Genomic DNA, 22,217 nt, shown 5'->3' with positions numbered 1-22,217 from the left:
CGAGCTGATCCGCCCTGCCCTGCGCAGGCGCAAAAAGTATACTTGAACTACTTCTTGCGTGGATCGGGCTGATCAATATAGTTGAGGCAGTACCAGCGGAAGTCAAGGGAGCAACGTGGCTCAGATGCATGCAGACCTGGTGGGCCGGGTCGCCCGACAGGTCGAAGACCGGATGGGGCCCGAGGTCGGCGCACTGTTCGCGAACTGTTTCGCGAACACCCTGTCGACGACGATGACGACGATGTCGGACGGGACGACCTTCATGATCACCGGCGACATCCCGGCGATGTGGCTGCGCGACTCGACCGCCCAACTCACGCCCTACCTGCACTTCGTCGGCGAGGACGCGGCGCTGGCGGACACCGTGGCCTCGGTCTCTCGCCGGCAGCTCGAGTACGTCCTCGTCGACCCCTACGCCAACGCCTTCAACCGTGCGCCTGACGGCGCAGGGCACGCCGACGACGTCACCGCCATGGACCCGTGGGTGTGGGAGCGCAAGTACGAGATCGACTCGCTCTGCTACCCGATCCGACTCGCGTACGACCTCTGGGAGCGCACCGGGCGGACCGACCACCTCGCCCGGTTCGCCGAGGTCGCCACCACGGCCATCGACCTGTGGACGGTCGAACAGGACCACGAGACCGCTTCGCCCTACCGGTTCGAACGGCCCGACCCGTTGCTGCCGAGCGACACCCTCGTCCGTGACGGCCGTGGACCGGTGACCGTCCGCACCGGACTGACCTGGAGCGCGTTCCGACCGAGCGACGACGCCACGACGCTCGGCTACAACATCCCGGGCAACGCGTTCGCCGTCGCGGAGCTCCGGCACGTCGCCGTGCTCGCCAGCGCCGTCTTCGCCGACGACGAGCTGGCTCGTCGGGCGACCGCGCTCGCCGACGAGATCGACGCGGCCATCCGTTCCTCCGGCATCGTCGACCACCCGGACCACGGCGTGGTCCTGGCCTACGAGGTCGACGGCACCGGGAACGTCCTGCTCATGGACGACGCCAACGTGCCGAGTCTCCTCGCCTTGCCGATGCTCGGGTGGTGCGACCGCGACGACCCGCTCTACCGACGCACACGCGCCGCCGTCCTGTCGCCGACGAACCCGTACTGGTTCCGCGGCGCGATCGGGAGCGGGATCGGCAGCCCGCACACCCCGGGACGCAACGTCTGGCCGATCGCGCTCGCCGTGCAGGGGCTCACCGCCACCGACCCCGACGAGCGCGCCGGACTCCTGCGGCAGCTCTGTACGACCCACGCGGGCACGCAGCTCATGCACGAGTCGTTCGACGTCGACGACCCCAACGAGTACACGCGCCCCTGGTTCTCCTGGGCCAACGCGATGTTCTGCGAGTTCGTGCTCGACCTCGCGGGACTCCGGACCGCAGCCACGCCGGTACCGGAGCCGGAACGGAGTGCACGATGAGCGTCGTCACCACGCCGGAGGAGCAGGCCGTCGTCGCGAGCGAAGCGGACGACGCCCTCACCGCCGAGCAGCCGAAGCGACGGCGGACGGAACGGGGGAGCGGCGTCAGTGCGACCCGGAAGCAGCAGACCCGCGCCGCCTGGCTGTTCCTCGCGCTGCCGGGAGCGTTGTTCGTGCTCTTCACGGCGCTGCCCGTGGTCATCGCGGCCGTCGTCAGCCTCAGCGACTACGCCGTCATCGGCCCCCTCACCTGGACCGGCTTCGACAACTACGTCGACATCGCATCCGACCCGTTCTTCTGGACGGCACTGGGGAACACCGTCTTGTACACGGTGCTCTACGTGCCGCTCGGTCTGGTCATCGCGATCGCCACGGCCCTGCTGCTCAACCGCAGTGGCCGGGCGGTCCGCGTCTTCCGCACGCTGTTCTACATCCCGGTCGTCTCGTCGACCGTGGCGACCGCGACGGTCTGGTACTGGGTGCTCAACCCCCAGCACGGTCTCCTCAACGAGGCCCTGAGCTGGTTCGGCATCAACGGACCGGCGTGGCTGTACGACTCGCACTGGGCGATGTTCGCGATCGTCATGATGAGCGTCTGGGCGGGCTTCGGCGGGAACATGATGATCGTCCTCGGCGGTCTGCAGGGCGTCTCACCGGACCTCCGCCAAGCCGCCCGGCTCGACGGCGCGAACGCGTGGCAGGTCTTCCGGTACGTCGTCCTGCCGGGCATCCGCCGCACCACGTTCCTCGTCTCCACCCTGCTCATCATCAACGCCTTCCAGGTCTTCGACCAGGCGTACGTGCTGACCAAGGGCGGACCCGGGAACTCGACCGTGACCATCGTCTACTACATCTACGACCGCGGGTTCGGGTCGCTGCAGATGGGCTACGCGTCCGCGCTGTCGTTCATCCTGTTCGTGATCATCCTCGCGTTCTCCCTCGTCAACGCCCGCCTCACGAACCGGGACACCGAACGATGACCGCCACAGCCACCCTTCCCCCGTCCGGCACCGTCAACGAGCGGGACCGTCACCAGCAGCGACGCCGTGCTGCGGCCGTCAAGCGGACGAAGACGATCGCCTGGTGGGTCGGGGTCTGCCTGGTCAGCGTCGTCACGGTCGCACCGCTCATCTGGACGCTCGCGACCTCGCTCAAGCCGGCCGGCGAGATCCTCGCGCACTCGCTGTCGCTGATCCCACAGCGCCCCACCATCGACAACTACGTGCAGGCGGTGACGACCGTCCCGTACGGCCGCTACTTCGTCAACTCCCTCGTCCTCGGCGTCGGGGGAGCCGTCGCGAACCTGTTCTTCGGCTCCCTCGCCGGGTACGCCCTCGCGAAGCTGCGGTTCGCCGGACGCCAGGCGGTGTTCTTCACGTTCCTGTCCTCGCTCATGGTGCCCAGCATCGTCACGATGATCCCGACGTTCCTCATCCTCCGGCACTTCCCCCTGCTCGGTGGGAACGACCTCAGCGGCAACGGTGGCCTCGGGCTCATCAACACCTACTGGGCGGTCATCGTCCCCGGCGCCGCCGGTGCGTTCGCGGTGTTCTTCATGAAGCAGTTCTTCGAGTCGCTGCCCGACGAGCTCGGGGAAGCAGCGCGCATCGACGGTGCGGGTGAGTTCCGCATCTTCGCGCTCATCTACTTCCCGCTGACGAAGGCCGGGCTCGCCGTCCTCGGCCTGCTCAGCTTCCAGGCCGGCTGGAACAACTTCCTCTGGCCGCTGATCGTCCTCAACGACCCGAAGATGATGACCGTCCAGGTCGGACTCGCGGGGTTCGTGAACAACTACACGACGAACTACGGCCCGCTCATGGCCGGGACGATCATCACGATGCTCCCGGTGCTGGTCGTGTTCATCTTCGCGCAGCGCTGGATCATCGAGGGCATCGCGCACGCCGGCAACAAGTAAGTCCTCCCGCCAACCCCGGGGACGCCGGATCCGTCCGGTACCCCACGCACCAGAAAGCACACGACAATGACGTCACGTCGTCTCCTCAGCGCGGCCGCAGCGCTCGCCGCAGCCGCACTCGTCCTCACGGGCTGTTCCTCCGGGTCGTCCGGCGCCACCGGCGCCGACGGCCGACAGGAGGTCACCATGTGGGGCTCCTGGTCGGGCGACCAGGTCGACCAGATCGACACCATGACCAGCGCCTTCAACAAGGCGCAGAGCAAGTACACGGTCAAGTACGTCCCGCAGGAACTCGTCGAGCAGAAACTCCTCACCGCGATCGCGGGCGGCAAGGTCCCCGACCTCGTGCTCTGGGACCGCTACCAGACCTCGCTCTACGCGCCGAAGGGAGCGCTGCAGGCCATCGACGACCGGGTCGCCGACGACAGCGTGGACACGGACGAGTTCTACCCGCAGGCGCTGTCGGAGATGCGCCACGACGGCAAGCTCTACGGCCTGCCGCTGCTGGTCGACAACCGGTCGCTCGTCTACAACGAAGACCTGTTCGCGGAGGCCGGACTGGAGCCGCCCACGACCTGGGACGAACTCAAGAGCGACGCGCAGAAGCTGACCGAGAGGAAGGGCGGCAAGCTGCAGCAGTCCGGCTTCATGCTCAACGACCCGGGCCTGTTCTCGATGTGGCTCCAGCAGGCCGGCGGGCAGCTCCTGACGAAGGACGGCACGAAGACGGCCTTCGACAGCCCCCAGGGGATCGAGGTGCTCGACTTCTGGAAGAGCCTGATGGACGACGGTGTGTACACGAACGGCTTCGGCGACAGCAACGACGTGTTCGCGGCTGGCCAGGCAGCGATGAAGTACGACGGACCGTGGGACGTCCCGAACCTCGACGAGGCCGACGGACTCAAGTGGGGGGTCACCGAGCCGGTCGCCGGGCCGAGCGGGGAGAAGGGCGCCGTGATGGGCGGGTTCGGCCTCGTCATCCCGACCGGGGCGCAGCAGGCCGACGGCGCCTGGGCGTTCGAGAAGTGGTGGGCGACCAAGGCCGAGAACGGCGTCGACTTCGCGAAGGTCTCCGGGTGGATCCCGGCGAACCGTTCCTCTGCGAACGACCCCTTCTTCACCGACGACCCGCGGTACGCCGGTTTCGTGAAGACGCTCGACTACGCCTCCGTCCGGCCGGACGTCCCCGGCTACAGCGACGTCGAGGGCAAGGCCCTCACCCCGGCGCTCGAGAAGTTCATGTCCGGCCAGCTGACCGCGGAGCAGGCGCTCGCGCAGGCAGCGAAGCAGGGCGACCGCATCCTCCAGGAGAACCGCAAGTGACCGACACCCTGACCGGCCTCTGGGGCGACCGCGCCGACCGCATCCAGGACAGCATCGAGCGGCTCTACGGAGCGCCGTGGCCGCAGTTCCTGCACAACGCCTGGCCCGTCGAGGACGCCGACGACAGCACGTTCAACTACTGGTGGCTGGCGCACCTCATCGACGTGCGGCTCGACGCGTACGAGCGCACCGGCGACCCGGCGCGGCTCGAGCAGGCGCGCTCCGTGCACCGGAACATCGTGGAGCGCAACGGCGGGTCGCTGTTCAACGACTACTTCGACGACATGCTCTGGTTCGCGCTCGCGACCCTGCGACTCCACGACGCGACAGGGGAACGGCAGTACCTCGACGACGCAGTCGCCCTGTTCGACCACGTGGTCGAACACGGCTGGAACGACGCCGGAGGCACGAGCCTGGCCTGGCGCAAGCAGCAGCTCGCGTACAAGAACACGCCGGCCAACGGTCCGCTCGTCATCCTCGGCGCGCGACTGCACCGGACCACCGGGGACGACCGGTTCGTCCGGTACGCCGACACGGCGTTCGACTGGCTGACGGAGCACCTGGTCGACGTCTCCGACGGGTTCGTCGAGGACGGCGTCAACCGCGAGGGTGACGGGCGGGTGGACACACAGTGGCGGTTCACGTACAACCAGGGCCTCTACCTCGGCGCCGCCGTCGAGCTGGCGGACCGCCGTCCGGACGACGACCTGCTCGCCGTCGCGGTCCGGACCGCCCGGACGGCCGTGACGGAGCTCTCCGACGGGGTCGTCTTCCGTCAGGAGGGCGACGGTGGTGACGAAGGGTTGTTCAAGGGCGTCTACTACCGGTACCTCGGGCTCCTCCTGGAGCGGCTGCCGGACGGGGACGCCGACCGCGTCGCCCTGACGGCGTTCGTCCGTGCCAGCACCGACGCGCTCTGGGGGGCGTTCCCGGAGGAGCTCGACCGGCCGGCCGCGAACGACTGGACCGAGCTCCCCGTCGGGACGGTGCCGTACTCGACGCAGCTCAGTGCCGCGATGGCGACCGAGTTGCGCGCCCGGCTCGACCCGTAGGCGGCGGCGCGGTCGAGGCGCCCGCCACCAGCTGCGCAGGCACGAGGATCTTCCGGGAACCACTCTCGCCTCGTGCCTGTCGCAGCACCTGCGCCACCGCCTGTCGGCCCACTCCGGGCTGGTCCTGGGCCATGTGCGTGAACCGGAACAAGTGACGGTCGAACGTCGCGTCCGGGTGGTCGAAGCACACGATCGACACGTCGTCCGGCACGTGCTTGCCCAGCTGCTCGAGTGCGTCACGGAGGAGCAGGGCGATGTTGTACTCCCCGGCCACGAACGCCGTCGCCTCGGGATGCGCCTCGATGAAGGCCACCAGTCTCGCGACGTCGTCCTCCGGGCGGTCGGTGGCGCCGGGCAGCGTCGACTCGACGTCGTGGAAGGCCAGCCGGTCGTCGAGGGCCTTGTCGTTGCGAGCGTGTGCCCCGACCCAGCCCCGCCTCCGGTCGTCGTTCGACGTCACGCGGCTGTCCGACGTGACGAGCGCGACCCGACGGTGGCCGAGACCGAACAAGTGCTCGGTCGCCGCAGCGCCGGCACCGATGTTGTCAGTGGAGATGTCGGAGACCGGGATGCCCTCGTACCGACGGTCGAGGATCACCACCGGGAACCCGGCCGGCAGCAGTTCGAGCACCCCCGGTGGGATGAACTCGGAGCTGCTCGGCAGCACCACCAGCCCCTGGACCCGCGTCGCGAGTGCACGGATGGCGGCGTCCTCCGCGTCGTGGTCTCCGTGGGTCCGCTTGACGACGACGTCCGTCTCGGTCCCGGCCTCGTCCAGCATGCCCTCGAGCACCCGGGTCCCGAAGGTGTCGTCGAAGTTGGTGATCACCACTCCGATGTCGACCTGGTCCGTGGGACGGATCCGAGCGGCAGGGTCGGCGCTGACCACGGTCGTGCCGACCCGCGGCCGCCGCGCGACGTACCCCTCCTGCCGGAGCATGTCGAGCGCTCGACGGAGTGTGATCGCACTGACGGCGTAGTGCGCGAGCAGCTCGGCCTCGGACGGTAGGCGCTGTCCGACCGCGAACTCGCCGGAGCGGATGCGCGACCGGAGGTCCTCGAACGTCGACTGGTACAGCATTCCGCTCCCTTGTCGTCCCAATCCTTATATTCTAAGCACCGAGCGGTCGGGGCGGTACTGGGACGCGTGGTCCCCGTCCTCCCCGTTCCGTCGACGTGACGACGTGCAGTGTTGCCCCGTGTGACGACCGCATGGGAATACCGAACGCCACTCTGCGATTCTCGTCCCCGATGAGCATCACCGACCCCGACACGACGCACGACGCCCCCGCCTCCTGGGACGCCTGGCGCGCAGCCCGCCGCGAGCGGGTCACCGGCGCGCAGGGCGACCTGGCGCTGATCCGCACCGAGTGGCTCCCGATCGGCCAGGAGCCCGACCTCGAGGCGGCGCTCGCCGACCAGCCGGCGACGGTCACCGCGACCCGTGTGCGTCGGATCGACCTGGACACCGGCGAGCCGCAGCACGGCTACCGCCTGTGGGACGCCGAGTCCCCGGCGATCCGGTCCTACATCGACACCCCGGTGTTCCCGTACGACCCGTCGTGGCGGATCACCGCGCACTTCACGCCCGCCGAGCCCGGCCGGACGATCCCGTACGAGCACCTCCGCGACGCCGCCGGTGCCACGCGCGACCTCGTCGTCCCCGGGGACATCACGGCGACGATTGGCGACCGCGAGTACACGCTCAGCGCCTTCGACGACGACGGGACCCTGCTGCTCGTGTTCGGCGACCCGACGAACCGCAGCACCGACGAGTCCGAGCGCACGTACGGCACCGGCCGCTTCCTGTTCGTCGAGCGACCGGAGGGGTCCTCGACCGGCGCGGAGTCGGACGTCGTCCTCGACTTCAACCAGGCGTTCGTACCGCCGTGCGGGTTCAGCGACCAGTACAACTGCCCGCTCCCGCCCTTCCAGAACCGTCTGCACGTGCCCGTCCACGCGGGCGAGCGCCACGTCGCGCACCGCGCCTGACGCGTCCCGCGGCCCTCGGTCGCACAGCCACACCCTGCCTCCACACACCCCCCGAAGCACCAGGAGCCCCGTGAAGACCCGAATCGTCGCGCTCGCCGCGTCCGGCATCGCCCTCAGCCTCGCCCTCGCCGGCTGCTCGTCCTCCGGGGGCGGCGGATCGTCGTCGGGCGGGAACGCCACCGTGGCGATCGGCTCGCTGTACGAGCCGACCAACCTGTCGAACGTCGACGGCGGCGGCCAGGGCGTCAACGAGGCGTTCCAGGACAACGTCTACGAGGGGCTGTTCCGCCTCGGGGACGACGGCAAGGTGACGCCGCTGCTCGCGAAGTCGTACGACACGTCCTCCGACGGGCTCACCTACACGTTCACGCTCCGGACGGGCGTCCAGTTCCACAGCGGCGCGGAGCTCACCAGCGCCGACGTGAAGAGCTCCATCGAGCGCGTCACCGCCGAGGACTCACAGTCCTCCCGCAAGTCGAGCCTGGCCGTCGTGGAGTCGATCGAGACCCCCGACGACGAGACCGTCGTGGTGCACCTGTCGCAGCGGTCGATCTCGTTCGTCTACAACCTGTCCTACGTCTGGATCGTCCCCGCGGGGGAGACGAAGCTCAAGACCGAGGAGGACGGCACCGGGCCGTACACGCTCGACACCTGGAAGCGCGGCTCGTCGATGACGCTCGAGCCCTTCGCCGACTACTGGGGTGAGAAGCCCGCGAACGGCGGGGTCGAGTTCGACTACTTCACCAGCGCCTCCACGCTGTCGAACGCGCTCGCCAGCGGTCAGGTCGACGTCATCACGAGCATCCAGTCACCCGACGCCCTGTCCCGGTTCACCGCGGACGAGTCGAAGTACACGGTCAGCGAGGGCGACTCCACGACCAAGGAACTCCTGGCGTTCAACGACGCGGAGGGCCCCTTCACCGACGTGAAGCTCCGCCAGGCGATCTCGGCGGCCATCGACCGGAAGGCCCTGCTGAAGGCGATCTGGGGCGACTACGGCACCGTCAACGGCTCGATGGTCCCGCCGACCGACCCCTGGTACGAGGACCTGACGAGCGTCAACGCGTACGACCCCGCCAAGGCGAAGGACCTGCTCGCCGAGGCCGGCCACGCCGACGGGTTCTCCTTCACGCTCGACACCCCGTCGTACGACCCGCACCCGGCCGTCGCGCAGTACCTGCAGAGCGCGCTGAAGAAGGTCGGCGTGACCGTCGACATCAACACGATCAGCGCCGACGAGTGGTACACGAAGGTGTACCAGCAGCACGACTTCGAGGCGACGCTGCAGGAGCACGTCAACGACCGCGACGTCGTCTTCTACGGCAACCCGGACTTCTACTTCGGGTACGACGACGCGCAGGTCCAGAAGGACATCACGGACGCCGAGCAGGCTCCGTCCGAGGACCAGCAGACGGACCTGCTCCGGAAGGCGAACGAGCAGATCGTGCGGGACGCGGCGAGTGCGTGGCTGTACCTGTACCCGCAGATCGTCGTGTCGGACAAGGACGTCACGGGATACTGGAAGAACGGGCTGAACTCGCAGTTCCCCGTCTCCGACATCACCGTCTCCTAGCACCGACCGTTCAGCACCGACCAGGCAGGATCCGCACCCCCGAATGACCGCGTACGTCCTCCGCCGCCTCGGCATCCTCGTGCTCTCGCTCGCGGTCGCCCTGGTGGTGGTGTTCGCGCTCCTGCGGATCCTGCCCGGCGACCCGGCCAACGCGCTCCTCGCCGCGAACGCGACGCCCGACCAGATCGCGGCCGCCCGGCGGGAGGTCGGCTCCGACCTCCCGCTGGCGCAGCAGTTCGTGCAGTGGATCGGCCAGATGCTGCACTTCGACCTCGGCACGTCGTTCACGAGCGGCCTGCCGGTGCTGCCCGACCTCGCGCAGCGCTTGGTCGTCACCGTGCCGCTCACCCTCATCGCGTTCGGCATCGCCGTCGTCGTGGCATGCGTCGTCGGGTTCGTCGCAGCTGCGCGAGCCGACCGCTGGTACGGCGTGCTGCTCTCCGGCGTCACGCAGCTCGGCATCGCCGTCCCGGTGTTCTGGATCGGCATCCTGCTCGTGCAGGTGGTGTCGCTGCAGTGGGGTCTGCTCCCGTCTAGCGGCTTCCCGCGGGATGACTGGACGTACCCGGGCGACGCGCTGGAGTCGCTCGCGCTGCCGATCATCACCGTCGCGGTCGTGATGACGGCTTCGATCGCGCGCTACGTGCGGAGCGCGGTGCTCGACGTCCTCGGCGCTGACCACATCCGCACCGCCCGGGCGCTCGGGGCGTCGACGGCGTCGGCGTTCCTCCGGCACGGCGTCCGGTCGGCGGTCGTCCCGGTGATCGCGGTGCTCGGCATCGAGCTCGCGTCGACCTTCCTCGGCGCGGTCGTCGTCGAGAGCGTCTTCGCCCTGCCCGGACTCGGCAGCATGCTCATCACCGGCATCGAGCAGCACGACTACCCGAGCATCCAGGGCGTCCTGCTCGTCTCCACCGTCGCGGTGCTCGTCATCGGCTTCGTCGCCGACGTGGTGCAGCGCATCGTCGACCCGCGTCTGCGCACGAGCGTCTCGGGGAACCGATGAGCGCGCGCCGGTCGGTGTCCCTGACCACGGGCATCGTGCTCGTCGGCGTGGTCGTCGTCGCCGCGGTCGTCTCGCTCGTCTGGCTGCCCTACTCGCTCTACGACACCTCCGGCGGCCGACTCACGCCGCCGGGTGCCGCGCACTGGCTCGGCACCGACACGCTCGGCCGCGACCTCGCGACGCAGCTGCTCATCGGCGCCCGCATCGCACTCGCGACCGGCATCGGCGCCGTCCTCGTCGGTGGGGTGCTCGGCACCGCCATCGGGCTGGCCGCGGCCTTCGCCCGGCCCTGGCTCGACGACACGCTCTCCGCCGTGCTCGACATCGTGATCGCCTTCCCGACGCTGCTCGTCGCGATGCTGCTCGTCGCCGCACGCGGTGCGTCGCTCGGGACCGCGATCGTCGCCATCGGCCTCGTCATGGCCGCCGTCGTCGCCCGGCTCGTCCGGATCCTGGCCCGACGGGTGCTCCGCCAGGACTACGTCACCGCGGCGCGGACCTCCGGCACGACCTGGCCGCGGATCATCACCCAGCACGTGCTCCCGAACATCTGGCCGACCCTCGCGGTCAACCTCGCGCTGCAGTTCGGGCTCGCGGTCCTCGCCGAGGCGAGCCTGTCGTACCTGGGCCTCGGTGCGCCGCCGCCGAACGCGTCCTGGGGGCGGATGCTCCAGGACGCCCAGCAGACCGCGTTCGAGGCACCCGCCGGCGTCCTCGCGCCGGGCCTCGCGCTCGTCGTCCTCGTCATCGGTGCGAACCTGCTGGCGGACGGGCTCCGTGACGTCGCGGACCCGACCCGTCGCGGACGGCGCGCGGCGCGCGGTGCCGCCCCGGGCCTCCCGGCCGGTGCGCCGGTCGCCGGTGACGGCGTCGGCACCGCCATCGGACCGGTCGCGTCCGCCACCGACGACCCGGACGGGAGGCCCGCATGACGTCCGCCATCGAGGTCACCGACCTCCGCATCACCACCGCCGACGGCACCCCGCTCGTCGACGGCGTCTCGTTCTCCGTGGACGTCGGCGACCGCCTCGGCATCGTCGGCGAGTCCGGCAGCGGCAAGTCGCTCACCGCGCTCGCGGTCATGGGGTTGCTGCCGACGGGGCTGACCGCCACCGGATCGGTCCGCGTCGGCGACGTCGAGGTGATCGGCGCACGCGAGCGCAGCCTGCGCGACGTCCGCGGTTCGGTCGTCGCACCCGTCTTCCAGGAGCCGATGACCGCCCTCGACCCGCTCATGCGCGCCGGCGACCAGATCGCCGAGCCGCTCCGGCGGCACCGCGGACTCCGCGGGGAGGCCCTGCGCGCCGCGGTGCGCGAGGCGATCGCTGACGTCGCCCTCGCCGATCCGGAGCGCGTCGCCGGGTCGTTCCCGTGGGAGCTGTCCGGCGGTCAGCGGCAGCGCGTCGCCATCGCGATGGCACTCGCGTGCCGGCCGCGGGTCCTCATCGCGGACGAGCCGACCACGGCGCTCGACGTCACGGTGCAGGCGCAGGTGCTCGACCTCCTCGACCGCGCCGTGACCGAGCGGGGGATGGGGCTGCTGTTCATCAGCCACGACCTGCCGGTGGTCGCACGGACCGTGGACCGGGTGCTCGTGCTCGAACACGGTCGTGCCGTCGAACAGGGTCCCGTCCGGGACGTCATCGCCGCACCCACCCACCCGTACACGCAGCGGCTCGTCGGCAGTGCCCGGACGCTGCAGGACGCGCTCGACGACGGCCGACGCGGAGGTCCGCGATGACCGCGCTGCTCGAGCTGTCGGACGTGACGTTCCGGTACCCCGGCCGTGGCACGCGCCGCACGGGGGGCACGGGCCTGGCGCTCGACGGCGTCTCGTTCGCCGTGCAGCCCGGCGAGCACCTCGGCATCGTGGGGGAGTCCGGGGCGGGCAAGACCACCGTGCTCCGGATGCTCCTCGGGCTCGCCGCGCCGGACAGCGGCTCCGTGTCGTTCGACGGGGCGCCCCTCGACCTCGGCGACCGGGCCGCGCTCCGCCGGTTCCGGACCGCCGTGCAGCCCGTGTTCCAGGACCCGTACTCGTCCCTCGACCCCCGCCAACGCATCGACCGCATCGTGGGGGAGCCGCTGCGCTCCCTCGGGGTGGCGTCCGGGTCGGAGGCGTCCGACCGTGTCGCCGCCGCGCTGCGGGACGTCGGGCTCGGCGCCGACGCCGGTCGTCGGTACCCACACGAGTTCTCGGGCGGACAGCGACAGCGCATCGCGATCGCCCGCGCCGTGGTGTCCGGTCCCCGGGTGCTGGTGGCCGACGAGCCGGTGAGCGCGCTCGACCTGACGACCCGGGTCGCCGTCCTCGAGTTGTTCGAGCGGCTCGCCGAGGAGCACGGCATGACGATCGTGCTCGTCTCGCACGACCTCGCGGTGGTCGCACGCCTCTGCGCGGCGACCGTGGTCCTCCGCGGCGGTCGGGTCGAGGAGCAGGGCGACACCGGTGCGGTCCTGGCGTCGCCGCGGTCGGACTACACGCGGGCGCTGCTCGACGCGGTGCCGCGGCTGCCGCGCTGAGGTCCTGGGTACCGCGGACGGCCGGTCAGTCGGCCGGGGTCTCCGCGACCGTCACGGTGCCCATGACGCGATCGAGGTACCCGTCGAAGGGTGCCGACTGGTCGGAACCGAGCCAGGACGCTCGTGCAGCCTGCAAGCAGGCGAACGCCGCCCCGACGATCGCGGCTGGACGCGGGTCGGACGGAGGCAGTCCGAGACGTCCGGCCACCCGCCCGATCAGCAGGACCTGCACGCGCTGGAGCTTCTCGAGGTACCGCGCCGTCAGCTGTGGCGTGCTCTGCACGATCCGGTCCATCGCTTCGTTCCGAGCGCGCTGCTGGTCGTCGCGGACGTAGTCGAGCGTGATGTCGAACACCCGACGCATCGACTCCCACACCGGCTCGTCAGCCGGTCGCGCGTCCAGTGCATCGGCCATGCGGTCGCCGAAGAGGTCGTACTTCCCGATCACGAGATCGTCCTTCGACGGGAAGTACCGGAAGAACGTCCGCTTCGACATGCCTGCGGCCGCGGCGATCTGTTCGACGGTCGTCGCCTCGTACCCGTGCTCGAGGAACAGGTCCTGCGCGACCGATGTCAACTCCGTCTGTGCGAGGCGCCTGGTGCGCTCGCGGATCGGTACCGGTTCGCCGTGGCTCATCCTCCCAGCATACGCCCTGGGTGCGAACTTGACACCAAGTGTCACGAACGGCGTACAGTTTCCCTCGCGTCACGAAGGCGTACATCAGGAGGAACATCATGAGCAAGGTCTGGTTCATCACCGGTTCGTCGAAGGGCTTCGGGCGGGAGTTCGCCCTCGCCGCTCTGCAGCGAGGCGACGAGGTCGCAGCAACCGCACGCAACACCGACACCCTGCAGGACCTCGTCGACCAGTACGGCGACGCGATCCTGCCCATCCAGCTGGACGTCACGAACCGCGACCAGGCGTTCGCCGCCGTCAGGAAGGCACACGAGACGTTCGGTCAGCTCGACGTCGTCATCAACAACGCCGGCTACGGCCTGTTCGGCACCGTCGAGGAGATCACCGAGCAGCAGCTCCGCGACCAGCTCGAGACGAACCTGTTCGGCGTCTTCCACGTCACCCAGGCCGTCCTGCCGATCCTCCGCGAGCAGGGGTCCGGTCACGTCATCCAGATCTCGACCATCGGTGGTGTCGCCGCGTTCCCATCCCTGGGTGGCTACCACGCATCGAAGTGGGCCCTCGAAGGCATGACCGAGTCCTTGTCCCAGGAAGTCGCCGGGTTCGGCATCAAGGTCACCCTCGTCGAGCCCGGAGGGTTCGCCACGGACTGGGCCGGCGCCTCGGCCGTGTTCGCTGACGCACAGCCGCAGTACGCTCCGCTGCACGACGGCATGTCGAAGCAGATGGCGAGCGCGAAGAGCCCCGAGCCGGTGGGGTTCGGGTCCGCAATCCTCAAGGTCGTCGACGCCGAGAAGGCGCCGCTGCGGGTGTTCTTCGGCGAGCAGCCCACCCAGATCGCGCCGCACATCTACCAGCAGCGCCTCGCCGAGTGGGCCGAGTGGGCACCCGTCTCCCGCGAAGCCGAAGGCAAGTAACGCGACCAGGAGGGGCGGGTCGACATCCGGCATGCCCCTCCCGTCGTCGCCCGGGAGCCACGATCAGGCAGCTACTGGCAGTTTCTGCCACAACGGAGTAGCGTCGCTCACGTGGACGACGACGACCGGCTCAGCGCACTCGACGCGTCGAGACTCCGTGCTTCCGAGCGATGCGCGGAGCTGTTCATCGCACGGGGCACGACCGGTCTGCCGATCGCGGAGATCACCGCCGCGGTCGACCTGTCCCCGAGGACGTTCCACCGCTACTTCGCGACGAAGGCCGAATCGGTCAGTCCGCTGTTCGACTGGACGACGCGACGCTTCGACGTCACCATCCACGCAGCGCCGGAAGACCAGCCGGTACGCGAGACACTGCTCGCTGCCTTCCGGGCGGCGCTCGGCGGCCGCATCGCTGCCCGGACGACGGCACTCTTCCCGCTGGTGTTCGCCGACGCGGAGATGTGGTCGGTCTTCCTCCGCAAGGTGCACGACGGCGAGCGATCGCTCGCCCCCGTGCTCGCCCCCCGTCTCGGGCTCGAGCCGCGCACGCCTGTCGCCCGAGCCGCTGCCGCCGCGGTCGCGAGCGCCACCCGGATCGCCCTGGAGGCCATGGTCACCTCTGGAGCGGATCCGGAAGAGATGTACGCACAGACCATCGACGCATTCGCGTCGGGGCCCATCCGCCGACGATGACGGATGACGCCTCCGGTGCTCGGCCCGTCCGGAGGCGCGCAGAACCCGTGGGCCGGGACAACGAGGAACACCATGACAGGACTGCTCGAAGGCAAGGTCGCCATCGTCACCGGCGGCACCAGCGGCATCGGTCTCGCGACGGCGGAGCGTTTCATCGCGGAGGGGGCGAAGGTCGCCATCGCGGACATCCAGGACGACCTCGGCGCATCGATCACCGACCGCCTCGGCGCGGAAGCGATGTACGTGCACACCGACGTCACGGACGAAGCCGCGATCGAGGCGCTCGTCGCGACCACGGTCGATCGGTTCGGCAAGCTCGACGTGATCCACAACAACGCCGGTGCGCAGGGCGACCCGTCCGCGATCCTCGAGATCGGCTCCGTCGGTTTCGACAAGACCATCGCCCTCCTGACCCGTTCGGTGCTGCTGGGACACAAGTACGCCGCTCGGCAGTTCCAGGCGCAGGGCACCGGTGGGTCGATCATCTCCACTGCCTCCGCCGCCGGGCTGCAGGGTGGTTGGTCCGCGGCCGGCTACACGATCGCCAAGCACGCGATCGTCGGGATCGTCCGACAGGCCGTGGCCGAGCTCGCACCGCTCGGGATCCGGTCGAACGCGATCGCGCCGGGGATCATCATGACCCCGATCATGGCGCGCACCTTCGGCGTGCCGGCTGCCGAGGCGGTGCCGTTCGCTGACTTCCTGGCGGATCGGCTCGGATCGACGCAGCCGCTCCAGCGCACCGGTACCGCTGACGACATCGCGAAGGTCGCCACGTTCCTCGCGAGCGACTTGTCCGACTACGTGACAGGAACCGTGATCCCCGTCGACGGCGGCGCGACCGCAGTCACGCAGGGTTCGTTCGCCACCGATGTCGTGGCCGCCGCCGCGGAGTACAACCAGCGCTGAGTGTGCGGGGCGCGCTCGTTCGAGCGCGCCCCGCACCCCGATTCGCGGACGAGCCCCCTCCGGACCCGGCTCCCGGCGCCGCGATCCGACGTGTCGGATGATGGGTCGGTGAACCGGACCGATCGTCTCTACGGCCTCGTGGAGGAACTGCGAGCTGTGTCGCCGCGTCCGCGGAGCGCGCGTCGTCTCGCAGAACGCTTCGAGGTGTCCGTGCGGACGATCGAGCGGGACCTCGCTGCGTTGCAGCAGTCGGGCCTGCCGATCTGGGCGGAGCCCGGCCGGACCGGTGGGTACGTCATCGACGCGTCAGCAACGCTCGGCCCGGCGGGGTTCACGCTGGACGAAGCCCTCGCGGTGCTGATCGGGCTCGGCTCGCTCCGCCACAGCCCGTTCCGGCAGGCCGCACAGACCGCCGCCCGGAAGATGCTCGCGGTCATGCCGGACCGGGACGCCGCACGTGCCAGCGCCTTCGCATCCCGGGTGCACTTCCTGGAGAGCGAGGACGACGCGGTCGTGCCGATCGAGTTCGCCGAGGCGCTCCGTGCGGACCGTGTGGTGCAGCTGCGGTACCAGGACGCCGGCGGTGCGGAGTCCGTGCGTGACGTCGAACCGTTGGGGTCGATCGGGAAGGACGGGCAGTGGTACCTGATCGCCTGGTGCCGGCTGCGCGACGGCGTGCGGGCGTTCCGTGGAGACCGCATGCTCTCGGTCCGGGTCACCGACGAGCGGCCCCCGATGCGGGCGCTCCGCGCTGAGGACCTCGCGATCCAGTACGGACGACTCCGCTCGGTCGTCGACGACTGATCGGCAGCCGACGTCTTCCGCGGAACACCGACAGGACGGTGTCGCGACGACCCGTGATGCTGATGCTCCAACCTCATCAGCGCCTTTGAAGGAGCCCCATGTCGTTCGCATCCATCCGCATCGTCACCGACGACCTCGACGGTCTCGTCGCGTTCTACGAGCGGGTCACCGGCCAGCAGGCCGAGCGCCCCGCCCCGGTCTTCGCGCAGTTCAGCGGCCCCGGCGCGAGCCTCGCGATCGCGAGCACCGTGACCGTCGCCGTGCTCGGTGGCGCTCTCACTCCTGCGACGAACCGATCGGTGTTCATTGAGTTCGAAGTCGCTGACGTCGACGGCGCTTTCGCCGGGCTCGGGCTCACGAGCGAGGACGTCGTCCTCGAACCGACCACGATGCCCTGGGGCAACCGCTCCGCACTGGTCCGTGATCCCGACGGCAACGTCGTCAACCTGTTCAGCAGGCCGACCACCGACTAGGCTGCCCGCCGCGCTGGCGACCGACGGCAGCTGACGGCGTCGCCCCGGCGCCCAGCCGCCACCTGCGGTCGGGAGGCGCGGAGCAGGCCCGCACCGCGCCTCCAGACCCGGCGGACCGGTTCAGCTCACGACGCCGGTTCGAACCCGAACGCGGACGGACTGCGCCCGATGGCGCGGAGCACCCCGCGGAAGTGCCAGGTCCCCGCCCCGACTTCGATGTCGTACCGGCCAGGAGCGTCGATCCGAGCCGCGATCGACTGGTCGTTGTCCTGCGTGACACCCTTCCAGAGGACGAGCTTGCCGCAGTCCTCCGTGGTGATGACGACCCGTGGATCCGGACTGCCGATGCCGCGGTTGGAGTGCCCGCGCGTGATGCCCTCGGCGGCGGTGACGTCGCAGTGGATCGTGATGCGGTGGTCGAGATCGTACGACCGGAGTGCGGCCGGGGCGATCAGGCCGGCCACGATGATGACGACGACCACTCCGAACGCGACGACGAAGCGCACCACGGCGCGCCGCGGAGCCCGGCCCGTCGCCGTCGTCCTGCCGCCGGTGTGGTCGTCACGATGGCGCGTCATGGTCATGCCTTCCTCTGGTCGTGGGGTCCATCCTGCCGGTCGGGTTCGGCGCCGCTGACCGCGCAGGGGACGGGCAGTGCCGCGAGCGGTCTGGTGGTCGCCAGATGCACCCGCGGCGTCACCGCCAGCGGATGTGGTACGCGAAGCGGACCCGACGGCCGTGCGGGGTGCGCTGCTCGACGACCCGGCGTTCCGCGTCGTACGTGTTGTCGGCTTCGACCACACCGGCGGCGTTCGTGACCGTGACGACCAGGTCGCCCTCGGCGGCGAGCCACCGGTTCTCGCCCACGCCGCGGTCCCACCCCCGTGTCGCGGCGCGGGAAGCGGATCTGGCGGCCGTCCGCCTCGACGAGGGACGCGCCCTCGTCGTCGAGCAGCAGCCGGGTCTCGAAGACGGAGGCCCAGCCGGGGCCGAACAGGCCGACTCGAACCGACCACGATGCCCTGGGGCAACCGCTCCGCACTGGTTCGTGATCCCGACGGCAACGTCGTCAACCTGTTCAGCAGGCCGACCACCGACTAGGCTGCCCGCCGCGCTGGCGACCGACGGCAGCTGACGGCGTCGACCCGGCGCCCAGCCGCCACCTGCGGTCGGGGAGCGCGGGGCAGGGCACCAGTTCAGGGCCGGTAGCGCGCCTCCCGACCGTCACACCGCCGACCGCGCTCACCGACCCGGTCGGGTCAGGGGGCCGGAGCGAACCCGAAGGCCGAGGGGTCCCGCCGGATCGCGTGCAGGATGCCCCGGATGTTCCAGGAGGCGGTCCCGACCTCGATCCGGTAGTCACCGGGTGGTGCCAGCCGAGCTGCGATCTCCTCGTTGTTGGCCCGGGTCACACCGTCTCGCAGGAGCAGGCGCCCACAGTCGCGGGTCGAGATGACGACCTGGGCGATCGGCCCGCCGATCCCGCGAGAGGACGTCGACTGCATCTCGCCTTCCGCTGACGTCACCTGGCAGGTGATCGTCGTCTTGTGGTCGGCGTCGTAGGACTGGACGACAGCCGGGCCGACGAAGACCACGCCGACGATCACCAGGATCGCAGCGATCCCGGCACCGAAGCGGAACCAGGCCCGACGTTGACCGGGACGGACCGACCGCGTTCCGCCGCGGTCACCTGTCGTGCTCGTGCTCGCGCTCCGCCTGCCCACGTCTGCCCTTCGTCGAGTGCCGTGCGTCATCCTGCCCGATAAGCGAGCGCGGCTCCCCACGGGGAGCGGTCACGACGCCAGGAAGTCCGAGACGTTCCGCTCGCCGTCGAGCGTCGTCGGACGCAAGCGGTCCTCGGCAGCGGGGGCTGAGCGCCCGGTCGATCCGGTGCGGTCACTCCAGGAGCGACTGCACCGCGTTCCACAGGTCGTGCTGCTGTCCCCCGGAGAACCAGGCACCAGTCCGCTTGTAGCGGTAGGCCCGGTCGCCCGCCCCGGCCCACCCAGACCCGTGCACGTGACCCACGGGACTCCCGTCCGCTCGAGTCACGTCCCACTCCGACGGTGAGCCGCTCGGAGACCCTTCGCGCGTCACGACGTAGTGGTGTCCGGCGTCCGTCTCGACCTCGAACCGCTGATGGTGATCGAGGCCGGCGTCGCGATCCTGTTCCCGGCCGTCGATCGTCACCCTCGCGATGTTCGCCTGCACGTCCACCATCCTGCACGGCATCGGCAGGAGGAACCGTTCGATCGACTGTCCAGCCGCCGACGTCCTCCCGCCTGCCCAGGCTCAGCGCACCCGCACCGTCACGGTCTCGATGCCCGCGTTGCCGTGCCCGTCCATCGCGTACACCGCGAGCTTCCAGTTGCCGGCAGTCGTCGGTGCGGTGATGCGCAGCGTCCCGTCGCCCGTGGTCGTCACCGGCGTCGGCCGGAGCGCCCCGTTGCCGTCGATCCACCGGCTCGTCACCGACACCCGGTAGGTCACGGTGTCGCCGTCCGGGTCGACCGCCGGAGCGGTCACGGTCACCGTCGACCCGGGTGCGACACCCGTCGAGGGCGAGGCGGCGATCCGCTGGATGACGGGCGGCCGGTTGCCGGTCACCGGCCCGCCGTACGCCTGCTGCACCGCGTAGTACGACAGGCGCTTGAGGCCGCCGGTGCGGAGGTTCAGCCACACGCCCTGCTCGTCGTCCTCCACGCCGTAGTGGAACATCGTCGCGCCGAGGGCGACCCCGGGAGCGGCGGTCACGGCCTTCCACGCGTCGGTGTACGAGCGCGCTGCTGCGGTGTCGCTCGGCTGCTGCGGGACACCGTTCGCGTCCGCGGGGACCTCCCACGACCCGGCCGGCCCGGTCTCGGTGACCAGGTACGGCTTCGTGTAGCCGCCGTCCCGCCACTTCTGCTGCACCCAGCCGATGCCGCCGTAGGTGTTCACCGCGTAGAGGTCGAGGCTCGGGGTGTACTGCCGGTAGAAGTCCCAGGCCTCGGTCGTCGCGTCGGTCGACGTCACGGGGTGCGCCGGGTCCGCGGCATGGATCGCCTTCGCGACCTGTTCGACGTACTTTGCGTAGGCGACGCGCTGCGCCTCGTCCTGGCCGAGCATGACCTCGTTGCCGACGTCCCACATGAGGAGTCCGCGGTGGTCGCGGTAGCTCGTGACGGTCTTCGTGATGCTCGCGAGCGTGTTCGACTTGTACGCGGAGTCGTTCACGTAGTCGACGTCCTGGTTCAACCAGAGGCCGGCGACGACGCGGATGCCGTGTGCCTGGGCGGCGTCGAACAGCTGACGGGAGGACGCGTCGGTGCCCCACGTCCGGACCGTGTTCACGCCCATGCCGGCGATGTCCGCCATGTACGACGACGCCTCGGCGGCCGGGGGACCGTAGGTCACGCCCTTGACGAGCCAGGGCTTGCCGTCCACGGTCAGCTGCCACTTCCCCTGCGAGCCGGTGACCCGCACCCCCGCGGCTGGGGACGGTGCCGGCGTGGTGGGCGTGGTCGGCGTCACCGGGGTCCCCGTCACCTGGAACTCCCACAGCGAGTAGCCGTGGACGGTGCCGCGCTGCACGCCGAGCATCCGGACGTACCGGCCCGTCCCGGACACCGCCTTCCGGACGACCCCGCCCTTGCCGGCGGTCACGTTCGAGACGGTGGTCCAGGTCTTCGCGTCGGCCGACACCTGCAGCTTGTAGGCCTTCGCGTACGCGACCTCCCACCGCAGGGTGATGCTCGAGATCGCCGCCGTGCGGCCCAGGTCGACGCGCAACCACTGCGCGTCGGTCCGCGCACTCGCCCACCGTGTCGCGGTGTTCCCGTCCACCGCCTTCGCGGCCGACCGCGAACTCGAGTCGGTCGACGACGCGACGGCCGGCCGCCCGGTCGACAGGACGGACGGTGCGGCGCTGGCGGCCGGTGTCCGCAGCGCCACGAGCAGGGCGGCGAGCAGGACGACCGCGAGCACCGCCGCGGCCAGTCGGACGGTCGTGGTGACGGTGCTGCTGACGGCGCGCATCGAGATCCTCCGGTCGTGTCCGGGCAACGCTACGGAGCGTCGACGTCACCGGTCAACGGCTCGGAGTCGCCCCAGTCCGAGGGGCCGGAAGGGGACGTCCGCGAGCGGCACCGTCCGCGCCGACGCCTCAGCTCCGGATGACCTCGAGCCTCCCCGGCCCGATCGGCACCACCCCGGCGCGGTAGTCGATCCGGCCGCCGGTCGCCGTGGCGGCATCGACCCGCACCGCGGCCGCGCCGAACCGCCAGCCCCGGTTGATGCAGTACACGCCGAACTCGACGACGCCCTCGTCCGGCAGCACCCAGGTGCCGGAGCCCCACTGCGCGGGGTGCCCGACGCCGTCGACGGTGACGGTCGGTCGCGCGCCCCAGGCGAACCAGGGCTTGCGCAGTCGGAGTTCGACCCGGCGGCGGGTGGTGCCCGAGGGCGACGGAGCCGGTGTCACCACCCGAGCGTCCCGGGTTCGCCCTTGAACGGCCCGACGATGTCCGCGGTGATCCAGCCGCCGTAGAAGTCGCCCGCCTGCGCCTGCACGCGTTCGCCGGCGACCTCGCACGAGTCCATCCGCGAGGGGTAGACGGCGACGTGGTCACGCAGCTCGCCGTACCCCTGCCACGGGGACCGGTACGTCCAGGCACCCCGCGGCACGACCTCGTCGCCGCCGTGCACGTCGAAGTACGTCGCACTGCCCTTGAACTCGCACATGCTCGAGCCACTCGTCGGCACGAGCGCGCCGGGGGCGAAGTCCGCGATCGGCAGGTAGTAGACCGGCGGGTGGCTCGTCTCGAGGACGCGGAGGGCCGCCGTGGTGTCGGCGATGACCTGCCCGCCCAGGCGCACGACGACACGGGCGCCGGTGCGCTCGACGCGCGGTGGCCGCGGGTAGTCCCAGACCGACTCCTGACCGGGTCCGGGCTGCACGGGAACGGGGTGGCCGGGGCTGCGTCGCGTCAT

25 protein-coding genes and 2 pseudogenes are annotated in these 22,217 nt (G+C 70.4%); 17 read left to right on the top strand and 10 right to left on the bottom strand.

Going from position 1 to position 22,217, the window contains the following annotated elements; all coding sequences use genetic code 11:
- The first annotated feature begins 124 nt into the window (after positions 1 to 124).
- From DEI84_RS08510 to DEI84_RS08490, 5 genes are all read left to right on the top strand, one after another.
- Positions 125 to 1,429 (top strand): glycoside hydrolase family 125 protein, encoded by a 1,305-nt coding sequence (locus tag DEI84_RS08510; RefSeq protein WP_110890402.1) that lies wholly within the window; start codon positions 125 to 127, stop codon positions 1,427 to 1,429.
- Complete coding sequence (locus tag DEI84_RS08505; protein ID WP_110890401.1) at positions 1,426 to 2,409, top strand: carbohydrate ABC transporter permease; 984 nt, start codon at positions 1,426 to 1,428, stop codon at positions 2,407 to 2,409. The genes DEI84_RS08510 and DEI84_RS08505 overlap by 4 nt, the downstream gene beginning before the upstream one ends.
- Positions 2,406 to 3,344 (top strand): carbohydrate ABC transporter permease, encoded by a 939-nt coding sequence (locus DEI84_RS08500; protein ID WP_110890400.1) that lies wholly within the window; start codon positions 2,406 to 2,408, stop codon positions 3,342 to 3,344. The genes DEI84_RS08505 and DEI84_RS08500 overlap by 4 nt, the downstream gene beginning before the upstream one ends.
- A 66-nt stretch (positions 3,345 to 3,410) precedes the next feature.
- Entirely contained in the window at positions 3,411 to 4,667 is a 1,257-nt protein-coding gene (locus DEI84_RS08495; protein WP_110890399.1) for an ABC transporter substrate-binding protein, read from the top strand.
- A complete protein-coding gene (locus DEI84_RS08490; protein ID WP_110890398.1) occupies positions 4,664 to 5,719 on the top strand; it encodes a glycoside hydrolase family 76 protein in 1,056 nt (351 codons plus the stop codon). The genes DEI84_RS08495 and DEI84_RS08490 overlap by 4 nt, the downstream gene beginning before the upstream one ends.
- On the opposite strand, the gene DEI84_RS08485 is transcribed toward DEI84_RS08490, so the two are convergent.
- Complete coding sequence (locus DEI84_RS08485; protein WP_110890397.1) at positions 5,673 to 6,800, bottom strand: GntR family transcriptional regulator; 1,128 nt, start codon at positions 6,798 to 6,800, stop codon at positions 5,673 to 5,675. The two genes, DEI84_RS08490 and DEI84_RS08485, sit on opposite strands and share 47 nt — an antisense overlap.
- Before the next feature lie 170 nt (positions 6,801 to 6,970).
- On the opposite strand from DEI84_RS08485, the gene DEI84_RS08480 reads away from it, so the two are divergent.
- From DEI84_RS08480 to DEI84_RS08455, 6 genes are all read left to right on the top strand, one after another.
- Positions 6,971 to 7,711 carry a DUF1684 domain-containing protein gene (locus tag DEI84_RS08480; protein ID WP_110890396.1) on the top strand — a complete coding sequence of 247 codons (741 nt, stop codon included), beginning with the start codon at positions 6,971 to 6,973 and terminating at the stop codon, positions 7,709 to 7,711.
- Between the two features lie 70 nt (positions 7,712 to 7,781).
- Positions 7,782 to 9,284, top strand: coding sequence for an ABC transporter substrate-binding protein (locus DEI84_RS08475; protein ID WP_258371736.1), 1,503 nt, complete (start codon positions 7,782 to 7,784; stop codon positions 9,282 to 9,284).
- A gap of 43 nt (positions 9,285 to 9,327) precedes the next feature.
- Positions 9,328 to 10,290, top strand: a complete 963-nt coding sequence (locus tag DEI84_RS08470; protein WP_110890395.1) for an ABC transporter permease — start codon at positions 9,328 to 9,330, stop codon at positions 10,288 to 10,290.
- Complete coding sequence (locus DEI84_RS08465) at positions 10,287 to 11,222, top strand: ABC transporter permease (RefSeq protein WP_110890394.1); 936 nt, start codon at positions 10,287 to 10,289, stop codon at positions 11,220 to 11,222. Before DEI84_RS08470 ends, DEI84_RS08465 begins: the two co-directional genes overlap by 4 nt.
- Complete coding sequence (locus tag DEI84_RS08460) at positions 11,219 to 12,031, top strand: ABC transporter ATP-binding protein (protein ID WP_110890393.1); 813 nt, start codon at positions 11,219 to 11,221, stop codon at positions 12,029 to 12,031. The genes DEI84_RS08465 and DEI84_RS08460 overlap by 4 nt, the downstream gene beginning before the upstream one ends.
- Positions 12,028 to 12,813, top strand: coding sequence for an ABC transporter ATP-binding protein (locus tag DEI84_RS08455; RefSeq protein ID WP_110823567.1), 786 nt, complete (start codon positions 12,028 to 12,030; stop codon positions 12,811 to 12,813). The genes DEI84_RS08460 and DEI84_RS08455 overlap by 4 nt, the downstream gene beginning before the upstream one ends.
- Positions 12,814 to 12,838: 25 nt before the next feature.
- On the opposite strand, the gene DEI84_RS08450 is transcribed toward DEI84_RS08455, so the two are convergent.
- Positions 12,839 to 13,450, bottom strand: a complete 612-nt coding sequence (locus DEI84_RS08450; protein WP_110890392.1) for a TetR family transcriptional regulator — start codon at positions 13,448 to 13,450, stop codon at positions 12,839 to 12,841.
- A 98-nt stretch (positions 13,451 to 13,548) separates the two neighbouring features.
- On the opposite strand from DEI84_RS08450, the gene DEI84_RS08445 reads away from it, so the two are divergent.
- The 5 genes from DEI84_RS08445 (at position 13,549) to DEI84_RS08425 (ending at position 17,246) form a co-directional block, all read left to right on the top strand.
- Entirely contained in the window at positions 13,549 to 14,367 is an 819-nt protein-coding gene (locus tag DEI84_RS08445) for an SDR family oxidoreductase (protein WP_110890391.1), read from the top strand.
- A gap of 111 nt (positions 14,368 to 14,478) precedes the next feature.
- Positions 14,479 to 15,060, top strand: coding sequence for a TetR/AcrR family transcriptional regulator (locus DEI84_RS08440; protein WP_181420390.1), 582 nt, complete (start codon positions 14,479 to 14,481; stop codon positions 15,058 to 15,060).
- Positions 15,061 to 15,132: 72 nt separating this feature from the next.
- Complete coding sequence (locus DEI84_RS08435) at positions 15,133 to 15,969, top strand: SDR family NAD(P)-dependent oxidoreductase (RefSeq protein WP_110890389.1); 837 nt, start codon at positions 15,133 to 15,135, stop codon at positions 15,967 to 15,969.
- Between the two features lie 108 nt (positions 15,970 to 16,077).
- A complete protein-coding gene (locus tag DEI84_RS08430; protein ID WP_110890388.1) occupies positions 16,078 to 16,773 on the top strand; it encodes a YafY family protein in 696 nt (231 codons plus the stop codon).
- Between the two features lie 98 nt (positions 16,774 to 16,871).
- Positions 16,872 to 17,246, top strand: coding sequence for a VOC family protein (locus DEI84_RS08425; RefSeq protein WP_110890387.1), 375 nt, complete (start codon positions 16,872 to 16,874; stop codon positions 17,244 to 17,246).
- Positions 17,247 to 17,371: 125 nt separating this feature from the next.
- Here DEI84_RS08425 and DEI84_RS08420 read toward each other — a convergent pair whose 3' ends face one another.
- The 3 genes and pseudogenes from DEI84_RS08420 to DEI84_RS16080 form a co-directional block, all read right to left on the bottom strand.
- The gene (locus DEI84_RS08420; RefSeq protein WP_110890386.1) at positions 17,372 to 17,830 is read right to left on the bottom strand and encodes a hypothetical protein; all 459 of its coding nucleotides are present in this window, start codon (positions 17,828 to 17,830) and stop codon (positions 17,372 to 17,374) included.
- A gap of 112 nt (positions 17,831 to 17,942) precedes the next feature.
- Positions 17,943 to 18,113, bottom strand: a complete 171-nt coding sequence (locus DEI84_RS15955) for a hypothetical protein (protein WP_181420389.1) — start codon at positions 18,111 to 18,113, stop codon at positions 17,943 to 17,945.
- Between the two features lie 85 nt (positions 18,114 to 18,198).
- Positions 18,199 to 18,288, bottom strand: a pseudogene (locus tag DEI84_RS16080) (hypothetical protein); the annotation flags it as partial.
- Between DEI84_RS16080 and DEI84_RS16025 the strand changes: the two are divergent.
- A pseudogene (locus DEI84_RS16025) lies at positions 18,249 to 18,347 on the top strand (VOC family protein); the annotation flags it as partial. The pseudogenes DEI84_RS16080 and DEI84_RS16025 sit on opposite strands and share 40 nt — an antisense overlap.
- 158 nt (positions 18,348 to 18,505) lie before the next feature.
- Here DEI84_RS16025 and DEI84_RS08410 read toward each other — a convergent pair.
- The 5 genes from DEI84_RS08410 to DEI84_RS08390 form a co-directional block, all read right to left on the bottom strand.
- Entirely contained in the window at positions 18,506 to 18,970 is a 465-nt protein-coding gene (locus tag DEI84_RS08410) for a hypothetical protein (protein ID WP_110890385.1), read from the bottom strand.
- Between the two features lie 172 nt (positions 18,971 to 19,142).
- The gene (locus DEI84_RS15950; protein WP_258365756.1) at positions 19,143 to 19,265 is read right to left on the bottom strand and encodes a hypothetical protein; all 123 of its coding nucleotides are present in this window, start codon (positions 19,263 to 19,265) and stop codon (positions 19,143 to 19,145) included.
- A gap of 273 nt (positions 19,266 to 19,538) precedes the next feature.
- Positions 19,539 to 21,263 (bottom strand): discoidin domain-containing protein, encoded by a 1,725-nt coding sequence (locus DEI84_RS08400; protein ID WP_110890383.1) that lies wholly within the window; start codon positions 21,261 to 21,263, stop codon positions 19,539 to 19,541.
- Between the two features lie 127 nt (positions 21,264 to 21,390).
- Entirely contained in the window at positions 21,391 to 21,708 is a 318-nt protein-coding gene (locus DEI84_RS08395; RefSeq protein WP_146234147.1) for a hypothetical protein, read from the bottom strand.
- Complete coding sequence (locus tag DEI84_RS08390; RefSeq protein ID WP_110890381.1) at positions 21,705 to 22,217, bottom strand: DUF427 domain-containing protein; 513 nt, start codon at positions 22,215 to 22,217, stop codon at positions 21,705 to 21,707. Before DEI84_RS08390 ends, DEI84_RS08395 begins: the two co-directional genes overlap by 4 nt.

Origin of the sequence: Curtobacterium sp. MCBD17_023, from assembly GCF_003224415.1 — a bacterium.
Lineage (GTDB): Bacteria > Actinomycetota > Actinomycetes > Actinomycetales > Microbacteriaceae > Curtobacterium.
The sequence above is the reverse complement of the archived record's forward strand: the minus strand, read 5'-3'. Positions and strand labels throughout refer to the sequence as shown.